Origin of the sequence: Caballeronia sp. EK (assembly GCF_014384845.1) — a bacterium.
In the GTDB taxonomy this organism is placed as follows: Bacteria; Pseudomonadota; Gammaproteobacteria; order Burkholderiales; family Burkholderiaceae; genus Caballeronia; species Caballeronia jiangsuensis.
In genome coordinates this window covers 132,552-153,013 of the sequence record NZ_JACSUE010000001.1, presented here as the reverse complement: position 1 = coordinate 153,013, position 20,462 = coordinate 132,552, and the positions used below count along the sequence as shown (strand labels likewise).

Here is a 20,462-nt window from a genome sequence, read left to right as displayed (position 1 = left end):
GGCTCCGTTCTCAGAATTCGCCGCAGCCGTGCTGGCCGTTCACCACCAGACAGTTGTTCAGGTTCGGCCGCGAGCGCACGCGCTTCCATTCGGAGGCGAGCGAGTCGGCCGGTCCTTCGGACTGCTGCAAGGCAAGGATCGGCTCGCTCGTGCCAACACAGACATTGACGCCGCCGAGATTGCTCTCGTAGACGAAGCTCTGCTCCTGCGCGGTGAAGAGCGGTTGCAGGCCGGTGCGGTTGAAGACCGCGCCTTCGAGAGGCGGGGGCGGCGGTGGAGGCGGCGGGGGCGGCGCCATCACCGTGAGCGTGCCGGGAACGACGGTCACGTCGTAGCCCACGGCCGACGAGAACGTGCCGTTGATCGCGTATGTTCCGGGGGCGGAATTCCGGTTCGCCGGCGAGCTCATCGAACCGGCGAGCACGTTGCCCTGCTGATCGCCGCTCAGAAAGCGCTGCCCTGACGAGTAGCTGAACGGCTGGTTATCCTGCCCGGCGTAACGATCCTGATTGCCGATATCGACGGTGATCGCCGGCCGCTGCGTGTACACGAAATGATTGCCGTTGCCCGACACGACATCCATCGACTGCCGGCCGTTCCAGCCGCACACGCCGCCGTAGACGCAGCCGTAGAAGTTCGGCAGCGGGCCGCGCGGATCGATGCCATTGCGGTTCTCCCCTTGCCACGTCATGGCCCACACGCGCCACGCGTTGCCCGCGCCCAGCGTGCTCCCGTACGGATTGGCGAAGAATGCGTTCTCCATCACGAGGTCGATGCTCCCGCCCGCCTGCAGATTCAGCGGCGCGTTCGGCGCGCCGAGCGTGACCTGGCCGTTGTCGGAAATTGCGACGAGATTGCCCGTGAGCGTGCCCGGCTGGCCGCCGATCGGGACGACGCGGCCGTTCGCATCGACGCCGTTCGCGCGGCCGGTGCCGATCGTGAAGCTGCCCGCGTTCCTGAAGTTCACCGTGCCCGCGCCCGCGATGACGAGCGTACCGACGTCGTTGGGATCGAGCAGATTGAAGACGCCGCCGCCCGCGAGCACCAGCGTGCCGGTCTGAACGCCGCCCGGATCGCTGACCGTGCCGGTCGTGTCGAGCGCGAGCGTGGCGTTGGCCGGCAGCGCGATGCCGGAAGGCAGATCGATACCCTGACTGCCGGCGCCGGTGTTTTCGAGCGTGAGGCTCGTCGCAACCGCCGGACGCGTGGCGCAGCCCGCGCCGCCCGCGCACGGTCCCGCGACCGTGATGCGCCCGGTCTGCGTCGGCGAGCCGAGCACGAGGGTTTGCAGGCTGGTCGAGAAGGTCTGATACGTGGCGTTGTCGATGGAGAGGCCCGGCGTCGCGCTCGTGCCGAAGAGCGTGATCGGCACGCCGTTCAGCGCGGTCACGTTGAAGCTCGACGGATCGACCGATGCAGCCGAGATCGCGAGCGTGCCGCCCTTCGGATCGATCGAGCCCGCGCCTACGCGGCCCAGGAGACTCGTGGCCGTGCCGTTGTTGGACGCCCGCAGCGAGATGACGCCGCCCTCACCCGTCGTGATCGAGAACGGCCCGGCCGTCAGCGGCGGGAAGCCCGGCAGCGGCACGGCGCCGTAGGCGATGCCCGCATCGGCGCTGGGCGTCGACCCGGCGATCGAAACCGTGCCGGACGGCGCGCTCGCGTTGATCGAGCCGTTCAGCAGCAGCACCCCGTAAGTAGGCGAAGACGCGCTCGCGCCGGTGATGTCGTAGACGCTCGCGCTGCTGCCGCGTATGTCGATGAGGCCGCCCGCGCTCGTGATCGACGCGCCGTCCGTCACCGTCACGCCGGCATAGCCGGGGCCGCTGCCGGTGCCGTAAATGCGGATCGCGCCGGTGCCCGTGGTGATGCGCGCGGGACCGCCCGGCCCGGACTTGAACTGCGCGGCATCGCCCAGCACCACGCCGCCGCCCGGATTCACTCCGGGATTCAGACTCTGCCCGATGAGGGTGACGTCGCCGCTGCCGGTCGCGATCGTCGCGTCGTTGACTTCGATGCCCGCGCGCGTGCCCAGGAACGATCCGGCGGCGCCGGCTGGCGCGGGCATGGTGCCGTGGATCGTCACGGCGCCGCCCGTGGACGTCGGCGTGTCGTTCGCCGCGCCCGTGCGCGTATCGATGTCGGCCAGACGCAGCACGACGCCCGCGCCGGTGGTGCTGGTCGGGCCGTCCGACGTGGTCACGGTGGCGCCATGCCCGGTCAGCGTCACGTTGCCGCCGTTGGTCTGGATGGCGACGCGCGAAGCCGTGCCGTCGCCGCTCGCGAAACCGCCGACGAACACTTCGTTCAGCGCGTCGGCGACGAGATTGAGCGCCCCGAGCGTCGAGGTGATGTTCGAGCCGATGGTGACGGAATCGGCGCTGTGCAGATCGAGCGTGATGTCGTGGCCCGATGCGTTCTGGAGCGGCGTTCCGATCTCGATATCGCCGGTCGTCGATGTGAGCGTCAGGTTGCCCGCGAGCGTCGAGCGGGTTGTGCCGTCGATCGTCCTGAAGGCGTTGGTGGCCGCATCGAATTCGGTTCCGCTGCCACTGTCGAGCGTCAGGCTCGTGCCGCTGAGCGACGTATTGCCGGTGCCGACGAGCGTGACCGGCCCGAAGACGTTGTTCGCGTTGGTCAGGGTGAACGTGCCCGGCCCGGTGAGCAGGAGCCCGACCGCGCCAATCGGCGCCGCCTGCGTCACGGGTCCGGCGGAATCGAGCGTGAGCTTCCCGCCCAGCGAAATGCCCGAGAGCAAGGAAATGCCCTGGCTGCCCGCGCCGCCGTTGGCGACCGACAGATTGCCGAAGGTCGGCAGGCCCGCGCACGGCGCGGCGGCGCACGTGGCGCCGACCGCGATATGCCCGGTGTGCGACGCGGAGCCGATATAGATGTTATCGACGCTCGTCGTGAAGCGGGTGCCCAGCGTGCTGTCGATGGTGAAGCCGCGCCCGGTCGCGCCCGTCACGCCGATGCTGATCGGCGCGGCATCGTCGGCGGCAATGTCGAACGCGGTCGCCGACACGCTGCCCGGCGCGAGCACGAGCGTGCCGTGGGGCGCGGCCAGCGTCGAGCGTGCATCGAGCGAGGTCGAGCCGGTATCGAACGCAATGGACGACGTGTTCGCGGCAGTGTTCGACGCGCGCAGCGTGAGCGTCTTCGTGGCCGTCGAGCCCACGCTGGAATCGATGATCTGCAGCCCCGCCAGTTCCACCGTCGCGCCGCCGGAGATGGAGCCGGCGAGCGTGATGTCCGAGCCGTCGAGGCTCGCGTTGACGAGCTTCACGCCCGAATGAAAGCGCGCATCGGCGCCCGACGCGGTGATTTCCGTGCCGTTGGTCACGCCGCGAATGTCGATCGGGCCACCGGTGCCGTTGCCGTTGGACGCGACGAAGAAGACGCCCCGGCCGCTGTCCACGCCGCCCGCCGAGGTCGAGACGCCTTCGTAGCCGTTGCCGCTGCCGTAGACGCGGATGCCGGGCAGGCCCGAACGCAGCGTGATGTTGCCCTCGCCCGCTCCCTCGATGGTCACGCCGCCGCCAAGCGGGCCATCGAGTGCGGCGTGGCCGCGAATGGTGATGCCGCCCGTCGTGGTGATCGGCATCACGGAGAGCGAGACGCCGTCCGCGCGTGCAACCGATCCGGAGGCGAGCGCGGTGCCGTCGATCGTGACGTTGCCGGAACCCGGCTCGATGCTGCCCGATTGCGCGGAGACGCCGCCCGCGCCGCCGTGTCCCGTCAGCGAGAACGCGCCGCTGCGAGACGTGAGCGTCGCCTGACCGAGCGCGACGCCGATGCCGTCCGCGGAGGTGCCGTCGATGGTCACGTTGCCCGTCACCGAGCCGACGTCCGTGCTCGAGAGCGTGACGCCGCCTGCGAGACCGGTGCCCGTCACCGAGATTGCGCCGGCAGACGTGGAGAGCGTCGCGTCGCTGATGGAGACGGCGTTGCCCGCCGCCGAGTTGCCGATGACCGAGAGATTGCCGGTGGCGGATCTGAGCGCGCCGTCGGAAAGCGCCACGCCTTGCGAGGAGCCCGTGCCCGAAACCGTGATCGCGCCGCCGCCGGTCGCATCGAGGGTTGCGCCGTTGATCGCGACTCCGACGCCCGTGGACGAGTTGCCGGTGAGCGTGACGTTGCCCGTCGTCGTCGAGAGGCTGCCGCCGCTCATGGCCACGCCGGTGCTCGCGCCGCCGGTCCCGCCCGTGCCCGTCACCGAGATCGCGCCGCCCCCCGAACTCAGGTTCGCGCCGGTGAGAATCACGCCGGTTCCTGCCGATGATCCGGTGCCGTTCAGGCTGATTTCGCCCGCCGTCGAAGTGATGCTGGAGGCGCGCGTGCTGTTGCCGGCGCTGCCGCCGACCTTCACGCCGCCCGTCACGCCGTCGCCGGTCAGCGCGATCGCGCCGGTCGTCGTTTGCAGCGTGGACCCGCCTTCGACATTCACGCCGTAGCCGAGGCCGCGCGCGTCGCCGACCGCGTCCACCGGGGCAGAACCATTGATCGAGATCCGGCCGCTCGGCGCATCCGTGCCGATCTGGACGGCTCCGTCCCCCGACAGCGTATCCGTGCGCGTGCGCGTGTCCATGTTGACGTTGTCGACCACGACGCGCGGCGCGACGCCGCCCGCCTGCCCGCCTATGGTGACGTCGCCGCCATTGGTGAAGAACTGCAGCGGCGCATTGCCTTCCGATCCGCGCAGCAGGACTTGCGCGGTGCCGTCGGTGTGACCCGCGGTGTTCGCCGTCAGCACGACCGACAGCGGGCTGGCCGGCGCGGTGCTTGCCTGCGACGAGATGATCCCCGCCCCGCCGCTTCCCTCCGCCGTGCTGTCGATGATGATCGAGCGCGCGGCGAGCAAAGTCAGCGTCGCCGCGTTGCCCTGAAACTTGTCGATCATGCCTTGCAGCGTGATGTCGCCGCTCTGCGTGCCGCCCGTCCCGGTATTGATGGTGACCGACGTCCCCGCGTTCAAACGGTTGTTGATCGTGCCGACCGAGATCGTCGAGAGGTCCGACGACGCGGAAAAATTGGGCCCGCCGCCGCTGTCGATGCTGGTCGACGTGATCGTCAGGTCGTACGGATCCAGCAGCCACGTTCCGCCTATGCCATGCAGCGCCGATGCATCGATATTCGCGCCCGCCACATCCAGAAACCGCCCCGACGTCTCGATCAGACCGCCGTTGCCCGCCACGTTCCCGCCGCGCGCCGTGAGCGTGCCGTACACGCGCGCCGCGTTTGCGCCGTAGACGACGACGTTGCCGCCGTCGCCGCTGTCGAGCGCATCCGCGTGGATTTGCGCGCCCGGCCCCATCCACACGGCATCGGCGTTGTGGATATCGGTTTCCTTCCCTGCGGAGCCGCCGCCCACGCGCACGCGCCCGCCGCCCGCACCGCCGCTCGCGTCAATGGTCGCGCCCTGCTGCAGCAATTTGCCCTCGTCATCGAACACGGGGCTCTTCAGTTCGACGTGATATCCCGTGATATCGATATTGCCGCCGGCAAGGCCCGCGCCGCCGGTCGCATCGACGCTGCCCGCCACTTGCGTCAGGCCCGCGTTGCCGCCATCGAGCACGATGCGCCCGTTGCGCTCCGCCACACTCCTCGCCCGCACCGTGCCGGTCTGGTTCAGCACGGTCGAGGCGAGCGCATCGGCGGTCTGCACCGACATCATCACCTGGCCGCCGTCGGCCTGAAGCACGCCCGAGTTGCTCGCGAGCGCCTGCGCCGCCGGGCCGTCGATCTTGAGCATGGTGAGGCCGTCGCCCGCGAAATCGAGCGTGATGTCGCTGCCCGCGCCCATCGCGACGGTGCCGAGCTTCGCGCTCACCGTGCCGCTGTTGTCCACCTGCGCGCCGAGCAACGCGACCGTGCCGCGCTCATTCGCCGTGATCGTGCCTTCGTTGCGCACCAGCCCGCCCGCGTTCTGCGCGCTCGTGAAGCGATACTTGCCCGCGAGAAAATCGCTGTCCGAAATGCCGAGCGTCGAGGCGACGATCGAACCCACGTTCACCGACGCGCCGCGCGTGAACAGCACGCCCGCCGGATTGACGAGAAACACCCGCCCGTTCGCGTTGAGATGCCCGGCAATGTTGCTCGCCTCGCCGCCCGTCACGCGATTGAGCAGCACCGCCTGCGGCGAGGGCTGCGCTATGTTCACCGTCTCGTTCCCGCCGATCGAAAACGAGTTCCAGTTGACGATGCCCTTCTGCATGCCCTGCGTAATCGTCATCGTGTGCGGATCTGGCTGGCTGATGCTCACGTTGCCGGTCACCACCTGCCCGCCGCCTGGCAGCGCAAACACGCCGGGCGCGGCCACCAGCGCGATCAGCGGCAACAGCGCGGCCGGCTTGACGTCGATGCCCGCATGGCGCGCGGCGCGCCTGGCAAGCCGCCGGATCGCTCGCTCCCACTCCCGGCGATGCCGGCGGGTCCGAAGGCTGATGTCGTCGCTCATGTCGAACTCCTGTCTGACCGCTCCGATGCGGCGTTGATCAGCTAAAACGATTTGGAAACCTGAACATATACGCGCGGCACCTTGTCATCGCCGGTGCTGTCGGCGCGGGTGGTGCGCCACGCCACGCTGGCGTCCACGGTGATGCCGTAAGGCGCGTTCCAGAAGACGCCCAGGCCCGCCCCGCTGCGCGTGACGGTGTTGGCGCCCTGTCCCGGCACCGAGCGCGCGTTGTAGCGGCCCACGCCGATATCGAAGAAGGCGGAAAGCGTCAGCGTCGGAATCACGGCGTAGCGCAACGAGGCCGTCGCGACCAGCCCTTCGTCGACGATCGCCTCCGACGGCGAGTACGCGCGCACCGCCTTCGGCCCGCCGAGCGCGAAGCGCGACGAGCTGTCGAGGTTCTGGTTGGCCCACTGCCCCGACACGCCGACGAAGAAGCTCGTCTTCGGCGTGATCGCATTGAGGCGGTTGGCCTGCATGATCATGCGCACGCTGTTGCCCGCGGTGTCGCGTCCGCCCGGACCCTGATCGATCAGCTGCCCGGCCGTCGAATCGATATTCAGGTGTGCGAAGGCCAGTTGCAGGTCGGCGCTGTTGAATCCGCCGCCCAGAAAATTGTCGCGGCTCTCGTACGACAGCCCGACGCTCGCCACATACAGCTTCTGCGGATTGTCGAAGTTGACGGTATCGATCTTGTCCGTGAGCGAGCGATACTCCAGCGCGCCGCGCAACAGCAGGTTCTGGCTGCGCGAGCGGATCAGCGGATGCGTGACCGACGCCGTGACCACATCGGCGTTGCCGTGCGCCTGCAGCGCCGAGAAGTCCTGCCCGAGGTAGTAGTAGAGATGCGAGTACGCGATCCCGAGACGCGTGCCGTTGGCGTCGACCGGCGCGTCATAGCCCACGCGTCCGTAGAGCGTGTCCGCGCGCTCGGCGGCGAGCAGGTTCACGTCGAGGTTGTCGCCTATGCCGAACGGCGACGCCAGCCGGCCGACCGCGCCCAGACGCCAGCGCCCGGCGGGCGCGGAGCCGTAGTTGTCGCCGGCGAGCGCGAAGTCGTAGCGGCGCGCGGCCTCGACGGTCACGTTCAGATCGACGGTGCCGGGCGCGCTGCCCGACTCCAGCGCCGAGCTCACCTTGATGCCGGGCACGTCCGAGAGCAGCAGCATCGTGCGTTCGAGCTCGCCTTGCCTGAGCGGCTTGCCCGGCTCGATCGCGGCGAGCCGCGCGCGCACGAGCGACTCCTTGATCGGCGCGCCCGGCGCCAAGGTCAGCCGCACGCGCCCGATCTTGCCTTCGAGCACCGTGAAGGTGACATCGCCTTCGGTCACGTCCTGCGGCGGAATCACGACCTGCGCGAGCGGATAGCCGCGATCGCGATACACCTGCGCGACGCGCGCGGCCATCGCGTTGAGATCGTTGATGGACACTTCCTGACCGATCCTGTCGGCGACGGGCGCGAGCAGCGTGTCGGCGGGCAAGGTCTCGTTGCCCGCGAGCCGGATGCTCTTGAGCACGAACTTCTTGCCCTCGGGCACGGGCTCGGGCGGCGCGATCGGCGCGGGCAGCGCGTTGGCCCCGCCGCCGGGCGGCGGCGCGGTGACGGGCGGGCGCGGCTGCTCGTTGAGCAGCGTGCCCGCGCTCGGCACCTGCGCCGTGCCGGGCAGCGGCACCTGCTGCGCCCACGCCGTGATCGCGCTCGCGCAGGCGAGGCTCGCGCCCGCCATGCGCACGAGACGGCGCGGACGCAGACGCAAAGGCAAACGCCGGGCGGGAAGTTCGGTTTTCATGGCATGGTTCACGGCGACATCCTCATCGGGACCGGCGCGGCACGGCGTCGGACGAAACTCAGCGGGCGACCGAAAGCCGCCAGTTGCCCATCAGATCGAACGGCGCCCAGTAGAACGGATGGGCGAAACGGCTATTGGCGAGCACCGCGAGCTGGGCGTCGCGCATCGCGTCGATCGCCTGCTCGCCCTTCGTGAGCGAGCCATAGAACGTGCGCATCGTGAGTTCGGTCGATTCATCGGCGACCGGCCACATCGACACCAGCAGCGCCGATGCGCCCGCATAGAAGAACGCCCGCGTGAAGCCCATGATTTCGTCGCCGCGCCCGACGCGCCCGAGCGCCGTCTCGCACGCGGACAGCGTGACGAGCGCCACCGTGTCGAGCTTGAGGTTGTAGATGTCGGCGGCGAGCAGCGGGTCGGGGCCATCGGCGGGCTGGCTCGAAGGCGCGAGCAGCACGCGCGAATGCAGCGGATCGATGGTGTCCGCCTGCGCGTGCGTCGCCACATGCACGATGCGGCCGGCCGGCGCGTTGTCGTCGAACGCCTTGCGCGTCACGTCGCTGCGCAGGAAGGTCTCGTTGCGCGCGAACAGCGGGCCGATGGCGCGCACTTCCGCCTCCGCCGACGGCAGTTCGTACTCCGGCCCGATGCGCGGATTGCCGAACGCGACGAGATTGCTCGCGATGTGCTGCTGGCGGCGCACGAGCTGCACCGCGACGCTCGCAGAAGGCGCGAGCGAGATCGCGTGACGCTGGATCAGAAAGCCCTGCGCGTTCTTGAGCGCCTGGAACGGCATGTAGTGCAGCGCCCCGTTCGGCACGATGATGAGCCGCTCGTCGGCACGCAGGTCAAGCGGCTCGATCAGCAGCGCATCGAGCTTCGTGCCGTAGGCGATCGCCTGCGGCTTGCCGCGAATGATCGCGTTGCGGAAGTCGCTCACGGCGAGCGTCATGTCGTGGCGCCTGATCGGCAGCGTGAAGCCCGTGATGCCATCGGCGCGCACGACCCACGCGATCATCCGGTCGGGCAGGCCGTGATATTCGACGATCGCCTCGCCGGGCGCGAGCGTGGCGCGCACGTCGGCGAGCGCAAGCGTGCGGCCGTTGAGCTGCGTTTCATCGACGTTCTTGTCGAGCCGGTTGCGCACCACGTCGAGCAGCGCGCGGCTGCGGCTGCGTTCCGACAGCGTCCACGCGAGCGGATAGTCGCCGTCCTCGACGACCAGCGCGATGGTTTCCTCGAAGACCGTCTGCGTGTCGGAGAAGAGGCCGGTCTTGAACTCGTCGCTGCGAAAGCGCGCGCGGATCGATTCGGAATCGTCGAGCGCGGCGAGCCACGCATCGCGGGCTTCCTTGCGCTTGCCGAGCGCGAGATACGCGCGGCCCATGCCTTCGTGCGCCCACAGATTGTCGTAGCTCGCATCCGAACCGCCGCCCTTCGCCGCGCTCGCGGAGAACGCGGCGAGCGCCTGCTCGGGCTTGTTCTCGGCGAGCAGCAGATTGCCTTCGATACGTTTCCTGAGCGGCGCGAGCAGCGTGCCGTCGGCATCGCGGGTCTGCTCGAAGGTCGCGCGCGCCCCCGCCGCATCGCCGCTCGCGATCTGCGCATTGGTGATCGACAAGAGCACCAGCGGCCGATAGCGCGGCGAGGCCGCATCCAGCGCCGCGCGATATTCGGTGAGCGCCGCCGCCGCATCGCCGCGCCGCGCCGCGATGTCGCCGAGCACCTTGTGCGCGGGCGCGAGCACTTGCTGCGGATTCTTCTCGCCCGCGGCGAGCGCTTCTTTTGCGTAGCGCGCGGCGTCGTCGAGATCGCCCGCGTAGCTGTAGGCGATCGCGAGATCGCGGCGCGACAGCGCGGCGAGATTGGCGTTGTCCGTCTCCTTCGCGACGACGAGCGCGCGCGACGCCGCCTCGATGCTCTCGCGAAAGTCGCCGCGCTCCGCCGCCGCCACCGACATGCTGCAATACGCGTAGCCGTCTAGCTTGACCTGATCGCGCGCAAGCAGCAGTTGGCCTTCCTTCGAGAGCGTCGCGATGGTTTCGGCGTCGCGCACGCGGGCTTCGGCGTCGCGCGCCGCGCTCGTGAGCGGCGCGCCTTGCGCGGCGTCCGATGCAGACGCGGCGTGCGTTTCCTTCGTGTCCGGCGCGTTGCGCGCGCCTCGCGCGGGTTGTCCGGCAGGCGCGTCGTTCTGTGCGAGCTGCATGCCCGGTTCGTGCAGATCGTTCGACGCGAGCTGAATGCTGGCGGCATCCGGTGCGCATGCCGATCCGGCAGCGCGCAGCGTGGCCTGCGCATGAACGGCGGGCGCACTCAGCGCCAACATCGTAAGCAGCGCGAACAGAATTTCGACCCGTTTGGCCGCGCCGCTCATGGGCGCGTGTGCATCGGCCTCGATACAGGCCGACGCGATCCGCTCGATCGGTTTCACAGATGCGCTCCTCGATGGACCCCGGCTTTTGTTTCGACGCGAGCGGCAAACGTTCGCGGCGGTGTCACGAGTAGACGATCCATTGCGGCCGGTTTGAAAAATGCAGCGGCGCCGTTCGTCTGCTGCTGTGTTGGCAGGCATACGGACGAACCATGAGCAACGTCGAGCCGATTTCACGCTTCGGGCGCTTCATGCGCTTCATTGCCGCGCGCGTCGTCGCGCCTTTCGTCCTGATGTGCACATTGGCCGTCACGGCGTGCAAGTCGCCGCCGCCGCCTCCTCCCCCGCCGCCGACGATCGTGCATATCGACGTGAACGCCATCGATAAGGTCAATCCGGATCGCAGCGGCCGTCCGTCGCCCGTGCTCGTGCGCGTGTACGAGCTGAAGGCGACCGCCGCCTTCGACAGCGCCGACTTCTTCACGCTCTACGGCAAGGATCAGGCGACCTTGGGTGCGGATCTCAATGCGAAGAACGAGTTCCTGCTCAAGCCCGGCGATAAGCAGAGCGTCGAGCAGCCGGTGCAGCCGGGCACGAAGTTCATCGCGGTCGTGGCGGCGTATCGCGATATCGAGCGCTCGCGCTGGCGGGCAACAGCGCCCGTGCCGCCGAACCAGACGACGATCATGAGCGTGAGCATCGACACCGCCGATGTGTCGATCGCAGCGAAGCCCGCTCCCGCGCCGCCGCCGTCGAAGAAGAAGGCGAAGTGAATCCGCCCCCGCGCCGCTTTGCAAATTCGCGCCGCTGGATCGTTCTATGAGCGGAGCGCTCGCGCCATGCAGCGGCAATGCGCGAGCGGAACGCCGAACCCACGCGAAGCGGATACGCCACCATGACCTGGCACCAACGCATGATCTGGTCCGAGGGGCTGTTTCTCGAACCTCAGCATTTCCAGCAGCACGACCGCTTCATCGAGCATCTCGTGCGCTCGCATGCGCGTGCGACCGAGGCATGGTCGTGGGGCTGGGCTTCGGTCATGCTCGATGAAGTCGCGCTCGGGCTCGGCAAGATCGCGCTCGCGCACGCGTTCGGCGTGTTGCCCGACGGCACCGCGTTCTCCTTTCCCGACGACTTCCCCGCGCCGCCGCCGCTCGACATCCCCGCCGGCGCGCGCGACGAAACCGTGCTGCTCGCGCTGCCGCTGGAACGCTCCGGCGCGAAGGAGTTCGATCCCGACGGCACGGCTCCGGCGCTCAACGGTCACGCCGACGCATTGCGCTATCGCACGACCGACACCGCCGTCGCCGATGTCACGACCAGCACCGACCGCGTCGCCGAGATGCGCGTGGGCGCGCCGAACCTGCGGCTCATGCTCGCCCGCGACGCCACCGACGCGTTCGCGACCATCGGCATTGCGCGCGTGCTTGAGCGGCGCGCGGACAATCGCGTGATGCTCGACGCGCGCTATGTCCCGCCGATGCTCCACGCGCTCGCCGATGCGCGTTTGCTCGGCCACGCACAGGAAATCGCGGGGCTGCTGCATCAGCATGCGGACCGGCTCGCGCGGCATATCGCCAATCCGGGTCGCGGCGGCGTCTCCGAGATCGCGGACTTCCTGCTGCTGCAAACGCTGAACCGCTTCGAGCCGCAGTTCGCGCATCTGCTGCAGGTGCCGCTCCTGCATCCCGAACGCCTCTATCAGACGACCCTCGCGCTCGCGGGCGATCTCGCCGCCTTCGACGAGCGCCGCCGCGTGCTCGCCTATCCGCCGTATCGCCACGACGATCTCGCCAGTTCCTTCGAACCGCTCATGCGCGACGTGCGGCAACTGCTCGCGCAGGTGCCGGAGCCGAACGCCATCGCGATCGAATTGCAGAGCAGGAAGCCCGGCGTGCGCGTCGCCGTCATCAACGATCTCGAACTGCTGCGCACCGCCGGCTTCGTGCTCGCCGCGAGCGCGCAGATGCCGGGCGAGGCGCTGCGCACGCGCTTCCCGACGCAGGTCAAGGTCGCACCCGCCGAAAAGCTGCGCGATCTGGTGAATCTCGCGCTGCCGGGCATCGAATTGCGCGCGATGCCGGTCGCGCCGCGTCAGATTCCGTTTCACGCCGGCTATTCGTATTTCGAGCTGGATCGCGGCGGCGAACTGTGGAAGGAGCTGGAGCAGACCGGCAATCTGGCGATGTACATCGCGGGCGAGTTTCCGGCGCTGGAACTGGAGTGCTGGGCAATCCGCCACTGATCATTAGGTTTCCCGACGACATGACGAACGACGACGATCCCTTCGCCGGATTCGAATCCGACCAGACGATGATCAAGCCCAATCCCGGCGCGCGCCGCCGCACCGGGAACACGCAGGGGCCGTTCACGCCCGGCGCGGCATCGCCCGATGCAAACGCGCATGCCTTCGACGCGGCCTTCGCGCAGGGCGGCGCGGTCAATCCGCTGGTCGCCGCGTGCGCGCCGCTGTTGCAGCTCGCGCCGCGCATCCGCACGATGAGCGCGTGCGCCGATCCTGCCGCGCTGCGCGATTCGCTCGCGGCCGGCGTGCGCCGCTTCGAAGCGCAGGCGCGCGTGAACGGCGTCGCGGCGGAACAGGTGACGGCGGCGCGCTACATCGTCTGCACGATGCTCGACGAAGCCGCTTCGTGTACGCCGTGGGGCGCGGGGGTGTGGGCGCGTCAGAGCCTGCTCGTCACCTTCCATAACGAGGCGTGGGGCGGCGAGAAAGTGTTCCAGTTGCTCGCGCGGCTCGCGCAGAAGCCCGCGCAACATCTGCATCTGCTGGAACTGGCGAGCATGGTGCTCGCGCTCGGCTTCGAGGGACGCTATCGCGTGGCGGCGCAAGGCAGGCAGGCGCTCGATGCGATCCGCGCGCGGCTCTATCAACTGATCCGCAAGGAGCGCGGCGAGCCGGAACGCGCGCTCTCGCCGCACTGGGAAGGCGTGCCCGCGGCCCGGCGGCGCACGACCGACGTGCTGCCGGTGTGGGTCGCCGGCGCGTTCGCGCTGCTGGTGCTGACGCTCGCTTATCTGGCGATGAGCTTTCGCCTGGGGCAACTGTCCGATCCCGCGTTCAACACGCTCGCGTCGATCCGCGCGGGCGCGCAACGGCCGCTCGTCGTCACGCAGGCGGCGCGGCCGCGTCTCGCCGAATTTCTCGCGCAGGAAATCCGCGATGGCCAGCTCGCCGTCGATGACCGCGTCGATCGCTCGGTGGTCACGCTGCACGGCGACAACGTCTTCAGGCCCGGCAGCGCGGAAGTGTCGGACGAGGTGCGGCCGCTCATCGAACGGATCGCGGCGGCGCTCAAGGCGGTGCCGGGCAACGTGCTCGTCACCGGCCACACCGACGACCGGCCGATCCGCTCGGCGCGCTATCCGTCGAACTGGGAACTGTCGCAGGAGCGCGCCGCGAACGTGCGCGACCTGCTCGCGGCCACCGTGCCGGCGGCGCGTCTGAAGGCGGAAGGCAAGGGCGAAGCCGATCCCGTCGCGCCGAACGATTCGCTCGCCGGCCGCGCGCGCAACCGGCGCGTGGAAGTCACGCTGTTCGCGAAGCCCGGGTCCTGACCATGAAGAAGCTTCTGAAGATCGTCTTCCATCCGCTGCTGCTGCTCGTCATCGGACTCCTGCTCGTTTCGGGCGCGATATGGATCGCCGGGCCGCTCGTGTCGATTGCCGGCAAGTATCCGCTCGAAACGCGCGATGCGCGCTTCATCGCGATGGGCTGCGTCGTGCTGCTGCTCGTGCTGCGGCATGCGTGGGTCGCGTGGCGCGCGCGGCGCACGCAGGCCGCGCTCTGTGCCGGACTCGCCGCGCCGCCTGAGATCGCGCGAACCAATGCCGCGCCCACGCCCGGCGAAGCGGAAGTCGCGACGCTCGCCAAACGCTTCGACGAAGCGCTCGGCGCGCTGCGCGATGCGCGCATCACCGCGTCGGGAAGAAAGCCGGGCTGGCGCGACTGGATCACGCTCTCGGGCAGACAGTATCTGTATCAGTTGCCGTGGTACATGTTCATCGGCGCGCCGGGCGCGGGCAAGACCACGGCGCTGGTGCATTCCGGGCTGCGCTTTCCGCTGGCCGAGCGCTTTGGCACCGACAAGATTCGCGGCGTCGGCGGCACGCGCAACTGCGACTGGTGGTTCACCGACGACGCCGTACTGATCGACACCGCCGGCCGCTACACCACCCACGAAAGCGACCGCGACACCGATCAGGCCGCGTGGCAGGGCTTCCTCGCGCTGCTGCGCAAGACGCGTCCGCGCCAGCCGATCAACGGCGTGCTGATGACGCTCGCCGTGCCCGATCTGCTCGCCGCGACGCCCGCGAGCGCCGGCGACATGGCGGCGACGCTTCGCGCGCGCATGCGCGAGCTGATGCAGGCATTCCGCACGCGCTTTCCGGTCTACGTGCTCGTCACCAAGACGGACCTGCTGGCGGGCTTCACGGAGTTTTTCGCGGACCTGTCGAAGGACGAGCGCGCGCAGGTCTTCGGCTTCACCTTTCCGCACGATCCGAAGCGCCCGCTCAGCGAAGCCGAATTCGCCGCGCGCGTCGATGCCGAGCTGGATGCGCTCGAAGCACGCCTCGTCGCGCGTCTGCCCGAGCGCCTGAACGCGGAGACCGGCATCGCGCAGCGCGCCGCGATCATGGGCTTTCCGCAGCAGTTCGCCGCGCTGAAGCCGGTGCTCGCCGAGGCATTGCGCGCGACCTTCGTGCAATCGAAACACGACGACATCCCACTCGTGCGCGGCGTCTATTTCACGAGCGGCACGCAGGAAGGCACACCCATCGATCGCGTGATGGGGTCTCTCACGCGCGCGTTCGGCATCGAGCGAGGCGTGCAGCCGGCGCGCGCATCGAGCGGGCGCAGCTTCTTTCTCGAACGGCTGCTCACGCGGGTCGTGTTCACGGAACAGGGCCTCGCCGGATCGAACCTGCAATGGGCGCGGCGGCGGCATCTGTGGCGGCTTTCGGCCTACGCGGCGATCACGGCGGTGAGCGCGTGCGCGCTCACGCTCTGGGGCACGAGCTATCTGCGCAACCGTTCCTACGTGGCGAGCGTCGATCAGACCGCGCAGCTCGCGAAGCAAGCAGCGGCGGGCACGACGGCCGCGAACGCGAATGTGGTCGCGCTGCTGCCGCTGCTCTCGGCGGTACGCAGTCTTGCATCGACTCCGCAGGTCGATGCCGCGCATCCGCCGCTCGCGATGAAGCTCGGCCTGTGGCAAGGCGCGAAGCTCGACGCCGCAGCGAACGACGCGTACGAGCGCCTGCTCGACGATCTGTTCCTGCCGAAGCTCGCGGCGCGCATCGAGGAACAGGCGCGCGGTGCGAACCCGTCGAATCCCGGCTACGCGTATGAATCGCTGAAGGCGTATCTGATGATGAACCAGCCCGATCATCAGAACGCCGATGCGCTCAAGACCTGGATCGTCACCGACTGGGACCGCAGCTTGCCGCGCGAAGTCGGCAACGAGGAGCGCGCCACCCTCGCCGCGCATCTCGATACGCTGTTCGCGCGCGGCGTGGTGCATCCGAATCTGCCGTTCGACGAACGCCTAGTCGCGCATGTGCGTGCGATGCTCGCCACCAGCACGCTCGCGCAGCGCGTGTACGGGCGCGTGAAGCAGCAAGGCGTCGGCGCGGACTTTCCCGAATTCACCGTGGCGCGCGCGGCGGGGCCGAACGCGTCGCTCGTGTTCGTGCGTTCGAGCGGCAAGCCGCTGACGAGCGGCGTGCCCGGCCTGTATTCGTTCGACGGCTATCACAAGGCGTTTCTGAAGGCCGTCGATCAGGTCTCGGTGCAGCTCGCCGCCGAAGAGCCGTGGGTGCTCGGCATCCGCGACCAGAGCGGCCTGCCGCGCGGCGATCCGGCGGCGATGCAGCGTCTCACGGAAGACGTGCGGCTGCTCTATCTTCAGGACTACGTGCGCGTCTGGACCGAGTTTCTGAACGACGTGCGCATCGTGCGCTCGGACAATCTGACGCAGTCGGTGCAGATCGCCCGCATCCTGTCCGCGCCGGATTCGCCGCTCGCGATGCTGATCAAGGCCGCCTCGCGCGAGACCACGCTCGGCGCGAAGCCCGACAGCGAAACCACGGTCGTCGATAAAGCCACCGACAAGATCAGCGCGGCGCGCCAGCAATTGCTGAACATCATCGGCGGGCCGGACCCGACGCGCATCGCGCCGGTCGCGCCGGGCACGCGCCTGGAGAGCATCGTCGATGACCGCTTCACCGGGCTGCGCGCGCTCGTGACGAGCCCCGGCGGCGGTCAGCCGCCGCCCGTCACGCAGATGCTCGCGTTGATCAACGACGTCTACACATACCTGAGCGCGACCGACGAAGCCCTGCAGCAGAAAACCGCGCCGCCGCCCTCGGACGCGCCCGCGAAGCTGCGCACGCAGGCGGCGCGCATGCCCGAGCCGATCCGCACGGCGCTGCTCGATCTCGGCAGTCAGGGCGCCGCGCAGACGCAGCAGGTGCGGCGCGCCAACATGACGGGCGACCTGAAGGAGTCGATTTCCGCGTACTGCGTGAGCGCGGTGGGCGGGCGCTATCCGTTCAATCCCGGCTCGACGCGCGACGTGCTGCCCGAGGATTTCGGCGCGCTGTTCGCGCCGGGCGGCAAGTTCGACGACTTCTTCCAGAAGAACCTCGCGCAGGACGTCGATGTTTCCGCGAAGCCGTGGGCCTTCAAGAAATCGGATTCGTCGGCGACGCAAGTGAGCCCCGCGGGACTCGCGCAGTTCGAGCGCGCCGCGACCATCCGCGGCGTGTTCTTCGCGGCGGGCGGCAAGACGCCCGCGCTCACGCTCAAGTTCAAGCCGCTCGACATGGACCCGACGATTCTCTCCTTCACGCTCGATGTCGACGGGCAAGTGCTCAACTACGCGCACGGCCCGCAGATCGCGACGACGATCCAGTGGCCCGGCGCGCGCGGCTCGGGACGCGTGAGCCTGCAACTGACGCCGCCGCCGTCGAGCGGCGCGAGCAACGTGATGTTCGAAGGACCGTGGGCGCTGTTCCGCATGTTCGACCGGCTCGACGTGGAGCCGACCGATCAGCCCGAGCGCTTCATCGTGACCTTCGATGTGGAAGGCCGCAAGGCGCGCTTCGAGGTGACGGCGAACAGCGTCGAGAATCCGTTCCGCCTCGCGGATCTGCGCAAGTTTTCCTGTCCGGAACGCCTATGAGCGACGATCTCGGCGCGACGCTCGTCGATGGCGGCGCGGGCATCGCCGGCTGGTACGGCAAGCTGCCCTCGCTCGGCGATTTCGCCGCGCGGCGTCTGTCCGACGCGTTCGTCGCGCCGTGGGACGCGTGGCTCGCGCAGCGCGTCGCGGAAACGCAGCACGCGCTCGGCGCGGACTGGCTCGAACTCTATCTCACGTGTCCGGTATGGCGCTTCTTCGCGATGCCCGGCGCGATCGCGCCGACGCTCGCGTCGTGCTGGACGGGCGTCGTGATGGCATCGGTGGACCGCGTCGGACGGCATTTCCCGCTGACCATCGCGGCGGCGCTGCCGTGCGCGCCGTCCACGGGCGCGGAGGTCGCCGCGCTGTGGCAATGGCTTTCGGCGATCGAAGGCGTCGCGCTCGTCGCGCTCGATTTCGATCACAGCATCGAGCGCCTCGACGAGCAACTCGCCGCGCTGCCCGTGCCGGTGCTGAGCGCGCCGGCCGCCGCCACGCGCTCGGCCGTGCTCGACGAGCCGTGGATCGTGCAGTCGCCCGAGGCGCTGCCCGAAACGCTCGCGCGCAGCTTCGCGCCGGCGTGGCAGAGCGAGGTCTACGGCATGAGCATGTGGACCTCGGCGCAGGCCGCGAGCGCCGCCGATCCGCCCGACGACGCGCCGCGCCCGTTCACCGTATGGCCGGTCTACGGGCTGCCGGACACGGCGCTCTTCACCACCCTGTTGCGGGATTGCGGATCATGAACGCGACTGGCCGCGCGCCCGAAGACGACCGCGACGACGGCAGGACCGAGAACAACGCCGGGGACGACCGGACGGTGATCGTGAGCGGCTTTCGGCAACAGGACGCCTCAGGTGCGACGCAAGCCTTCGAGCAGGCCGCCACGCACAACGTCCTGCCGCCGGGCACGCGGCTCGGCGAATTCGAGATTCTCGGGCTGATCGGCGAAGGCGGGTTCGGCATCGTCTATCTGGCTTTCGATACCTCGCTCGACCGTCATGTCGCGCTCAAGGAGTACATGCCGTCGGCGCTCGCCGCGCGGGTCGGCGCAACGCAGGTGCAGGTCCGCTCCGCGCGCTACGAGAGCATGTTCCGCGCGGGTCTGAAAAGCTTCATCAACGACGAGGCCCGGCTGCTCGCGCGCTTCGATCATCAGTCGCTCGTGAAGGTGTACCGCTTCTGGGAAGCCAACGGCACCGCGTACATGGCGATGCCGTACTACAAGGGCGTGACGCTCAGGGACGCGCTCAAGGCCAGAAAAACGCCGCCCGACGAAGCCTGGCTGCGCGCGCTGCTCACGCCGCTCGTCGATGCCCTCGCCGTGCTGCATGCGGCGAACTGTTTTCATCGCGATATCGCGCCGGACAACATCATTCTGCTGGAGGAAAGTCATCGGCCCGTGCTGCTCGATTTCGGCGCGGCGCGGCGCGTGATCGGCGACATGACGCAGGCGCTGACCGTGATCCTGAAGCCGGGCTATGCGCCGATCGAGCAGTACGCCGAAGTGCCGTCGCTCAGGCAGGGACCGTGGACCGATCACTACGCGCTCGCCGCGCTCGTCTACTTCGCGATCACCGGGAAGACGCCGCCGCCGTCCGTCGGGCGCATGGTGAAGGACAGCTATCAGCCGCTCGCGAAGCTCGCCGCCGGGCGCTATTCGGAGCGCTTCCTGAAGGCGATCGATCACGCGCTCAGCGTCCAGCCCGCGAACCGGCCGCAGACGGACCGGCAGTTCGCCGCCGAACTCGGCATTTCCCTCGACGAGGATGCGGCAAGCGGCGGCGCGAACGGCATGACGCCCGGTGCGCGGCGACGCGCCGGCTGGTTGCTTGGTGCGGCGTGCGGACTCGCGACGGCGGCGGCGCTCGGCTTCTTCGTGCCGAAGCTGCTGTCGCACGCGCCTTCGAACTCTGTCGATCGCGCGGCGAACGTCGCGAGCGCGCCGGTTCCGACTTCCGCCGCGCCTGTCGTGGCATCGTCCGGGGCGGTCGCGGTGGCATCGGCTGCATCCGATGCAAAGCCGCCGCCCGCGCCGCCGCCCGCGTTGCCATCCTTCACGCCCGCCGATGAATTCGCGCGCATCGTCTCGCTTGCGGACCCGTCCATCGTCGTGAAGGCGGAAGTGCCGCAGCCGCGCGCCGTGATCGGGCGTGACCGGCTGCGCTTCTCGATCACGAGCAATCGCGATGGCTATCTCTACGTGTTCGTCGTCGATCCGGCGAATCAGTATCTGCAACTGTTCCCGAACGAGCTCGACCGCGACAACCGCATCGGCGCGAAGAAACGCCTCGTGCTGCCGCGCCCGAGCTGGCCGATGGAAGCGGGCGAGCCCGTCGGCGCGAATCATTTCATCGCGATCGTGTCGAGCGCGCCGCGCGATTTCGCGGCACTCGACATGACGCACGATTCCGTGTTCGCGAGCCTCTCGCCCGAGGCTCAGAACGCGGCGGCGGCGCAGCGCACGCTCACGGCGTCGCCGTTCGCGGGCGTGCCGTCGTGCGGCAGCGGGACGCCCTCGTGCCCGGTCACGTTCGGCGCGGCCGCCTTCAAAATCGATGTCGTCCATTCGTCTAAATAGCGCAACGCGCCTCACGCCCGATGACGCGCGGCACGGCAAGTCGAAAGCCACTGCGGCTGGA

General features: G+C 69.0%; 9 protein-coding genes. 6 read left to right on the top strand and 3 right to left on the bottom strand.

The features are described 5' to 3' along the window. Positions 1 to 10: 10 nt before the first annotated feature. From IAG25_RS00660 to IAG25_RS00650, 3 genes are read right to left on the bottom strand one after another with little or no spacing between them, the layout of a single operon-like run. Positions 11 to 6,457 (bottom strand): two-partner secretion domain-containing protein, encoded by a 6,447-nt coding sequence (locus IAG25_RS00660; RefSeq protein WP_187603046.1) that lies wholly within the window; start codon positions 6,455 to 6,457, stop codon positions 11 to 13. A 41-nt stretch (positions 6,458 to 6,498) separates the two neighbouring features. Then, complete coding sequence (locus tag IAG25_RS00655) at positions 6,499 to 8,247, bottom strand: ShlB/FhaC/HecB family hemolysin secretion/activation protein (protein ID WP_187603045.1); 1,749 nt, start codon at positions 8,245 to 8,247, stop codon at positions 6,499 to 6,501. Positions 8,248 to 8,305: 58 nt separating this feature from the next. Further along, a complete protein-coding gene (locus IAG25_RS00650) occupies positions 8,306 to 10,678 on the bottom strand; it encodes a CHAT domain-containing protein (protein ID WP_309243900.1) in 2,373 nt (790 codons plus the stop codon). A gap of 152 nt (positions 10,679 to 10,830) precedes the next feature. Here IAG25_RS00650 and tssJ point away from each other — a divergent pair, with 152 nt between their 5' ends. From tssJ to IAG25_RS00620, 6 genes are all read left to right on the top strand, one after another. Further along, a complete protein-coding gene (tssJ, locus tag IAG25_RS00645; protein WP_255503455.1) occupies positions 10,831 to 11,391 on the top strand; it encodes a type VI secretion system lipoprotein TssJ in 561 nt (186 codons plus the stop codon). 122 nt (positions 11,392 to 11,513) lie between these two features. Next, a complete protein-coding gene (gene tssK, locus IAG25_RS00640; RefSeq protein ID WP_187603044.1) occupies positions 11,514 to 12,863 on the top strand; it encodes a type VI secretion system baseplate subunit TssK in 1,350 nt (449 codons plus the stop codon). A 20-nt stretch (positions 12,864 to 12,883) separates the two neighbouring features. After that, positions 12,884 to 14,194, top strand: coding sequence for a DotU family type VI secretion system protein (locus IAG25_RS00635; protein WP_187603043.1), 1,311 nt, complete (start codon positions 12,884 to 12,886; stop codon positions 14,192 to 14,194). 2 nt (positions 14,195 to 14,196) lie between these two features. Further along, a complete protein-coding gene (gene tssM / locus IAG25_RS00630) occupies positions 14,197 to 17,823 on the top strand; it encodes a type VI secretion system membrane subunit TssM (RefSeq protein WP_187603042.1) in 3,627 nt (1,208 codons plus the stop codon). Then, positions 17,820 to 18,566, top strand: coding sequence for a type VI secretion system-associated protein TagF (gene tagF, locus IAG25_RS00625; RefSeq protein WP_187603041.1), 747 nt, complete (start codon positions 17,820 to 17,822; stop codon positions 18,564 to 18,566). Before tssM ends, tagF begins: the two co-directional genes overlap by 4 nt. Next, positions 18,563 to 20,401: a serine/threonine-protein kinase gene (locus IAG25_RS00620; protein ID WP_187603040.1), complete on the top strand. Its 1,839-nt coding sequence runs from the start codon at positions 18,563 to 18,565 to the stop codon at positions 20,399 to 20,401. Before tagF ends, IAG25_RS00620 begins: the two co-directional genes overlap by 4 nt. Positions 20,402 to 20,462 lie beyond the last annotated feature (61 nt).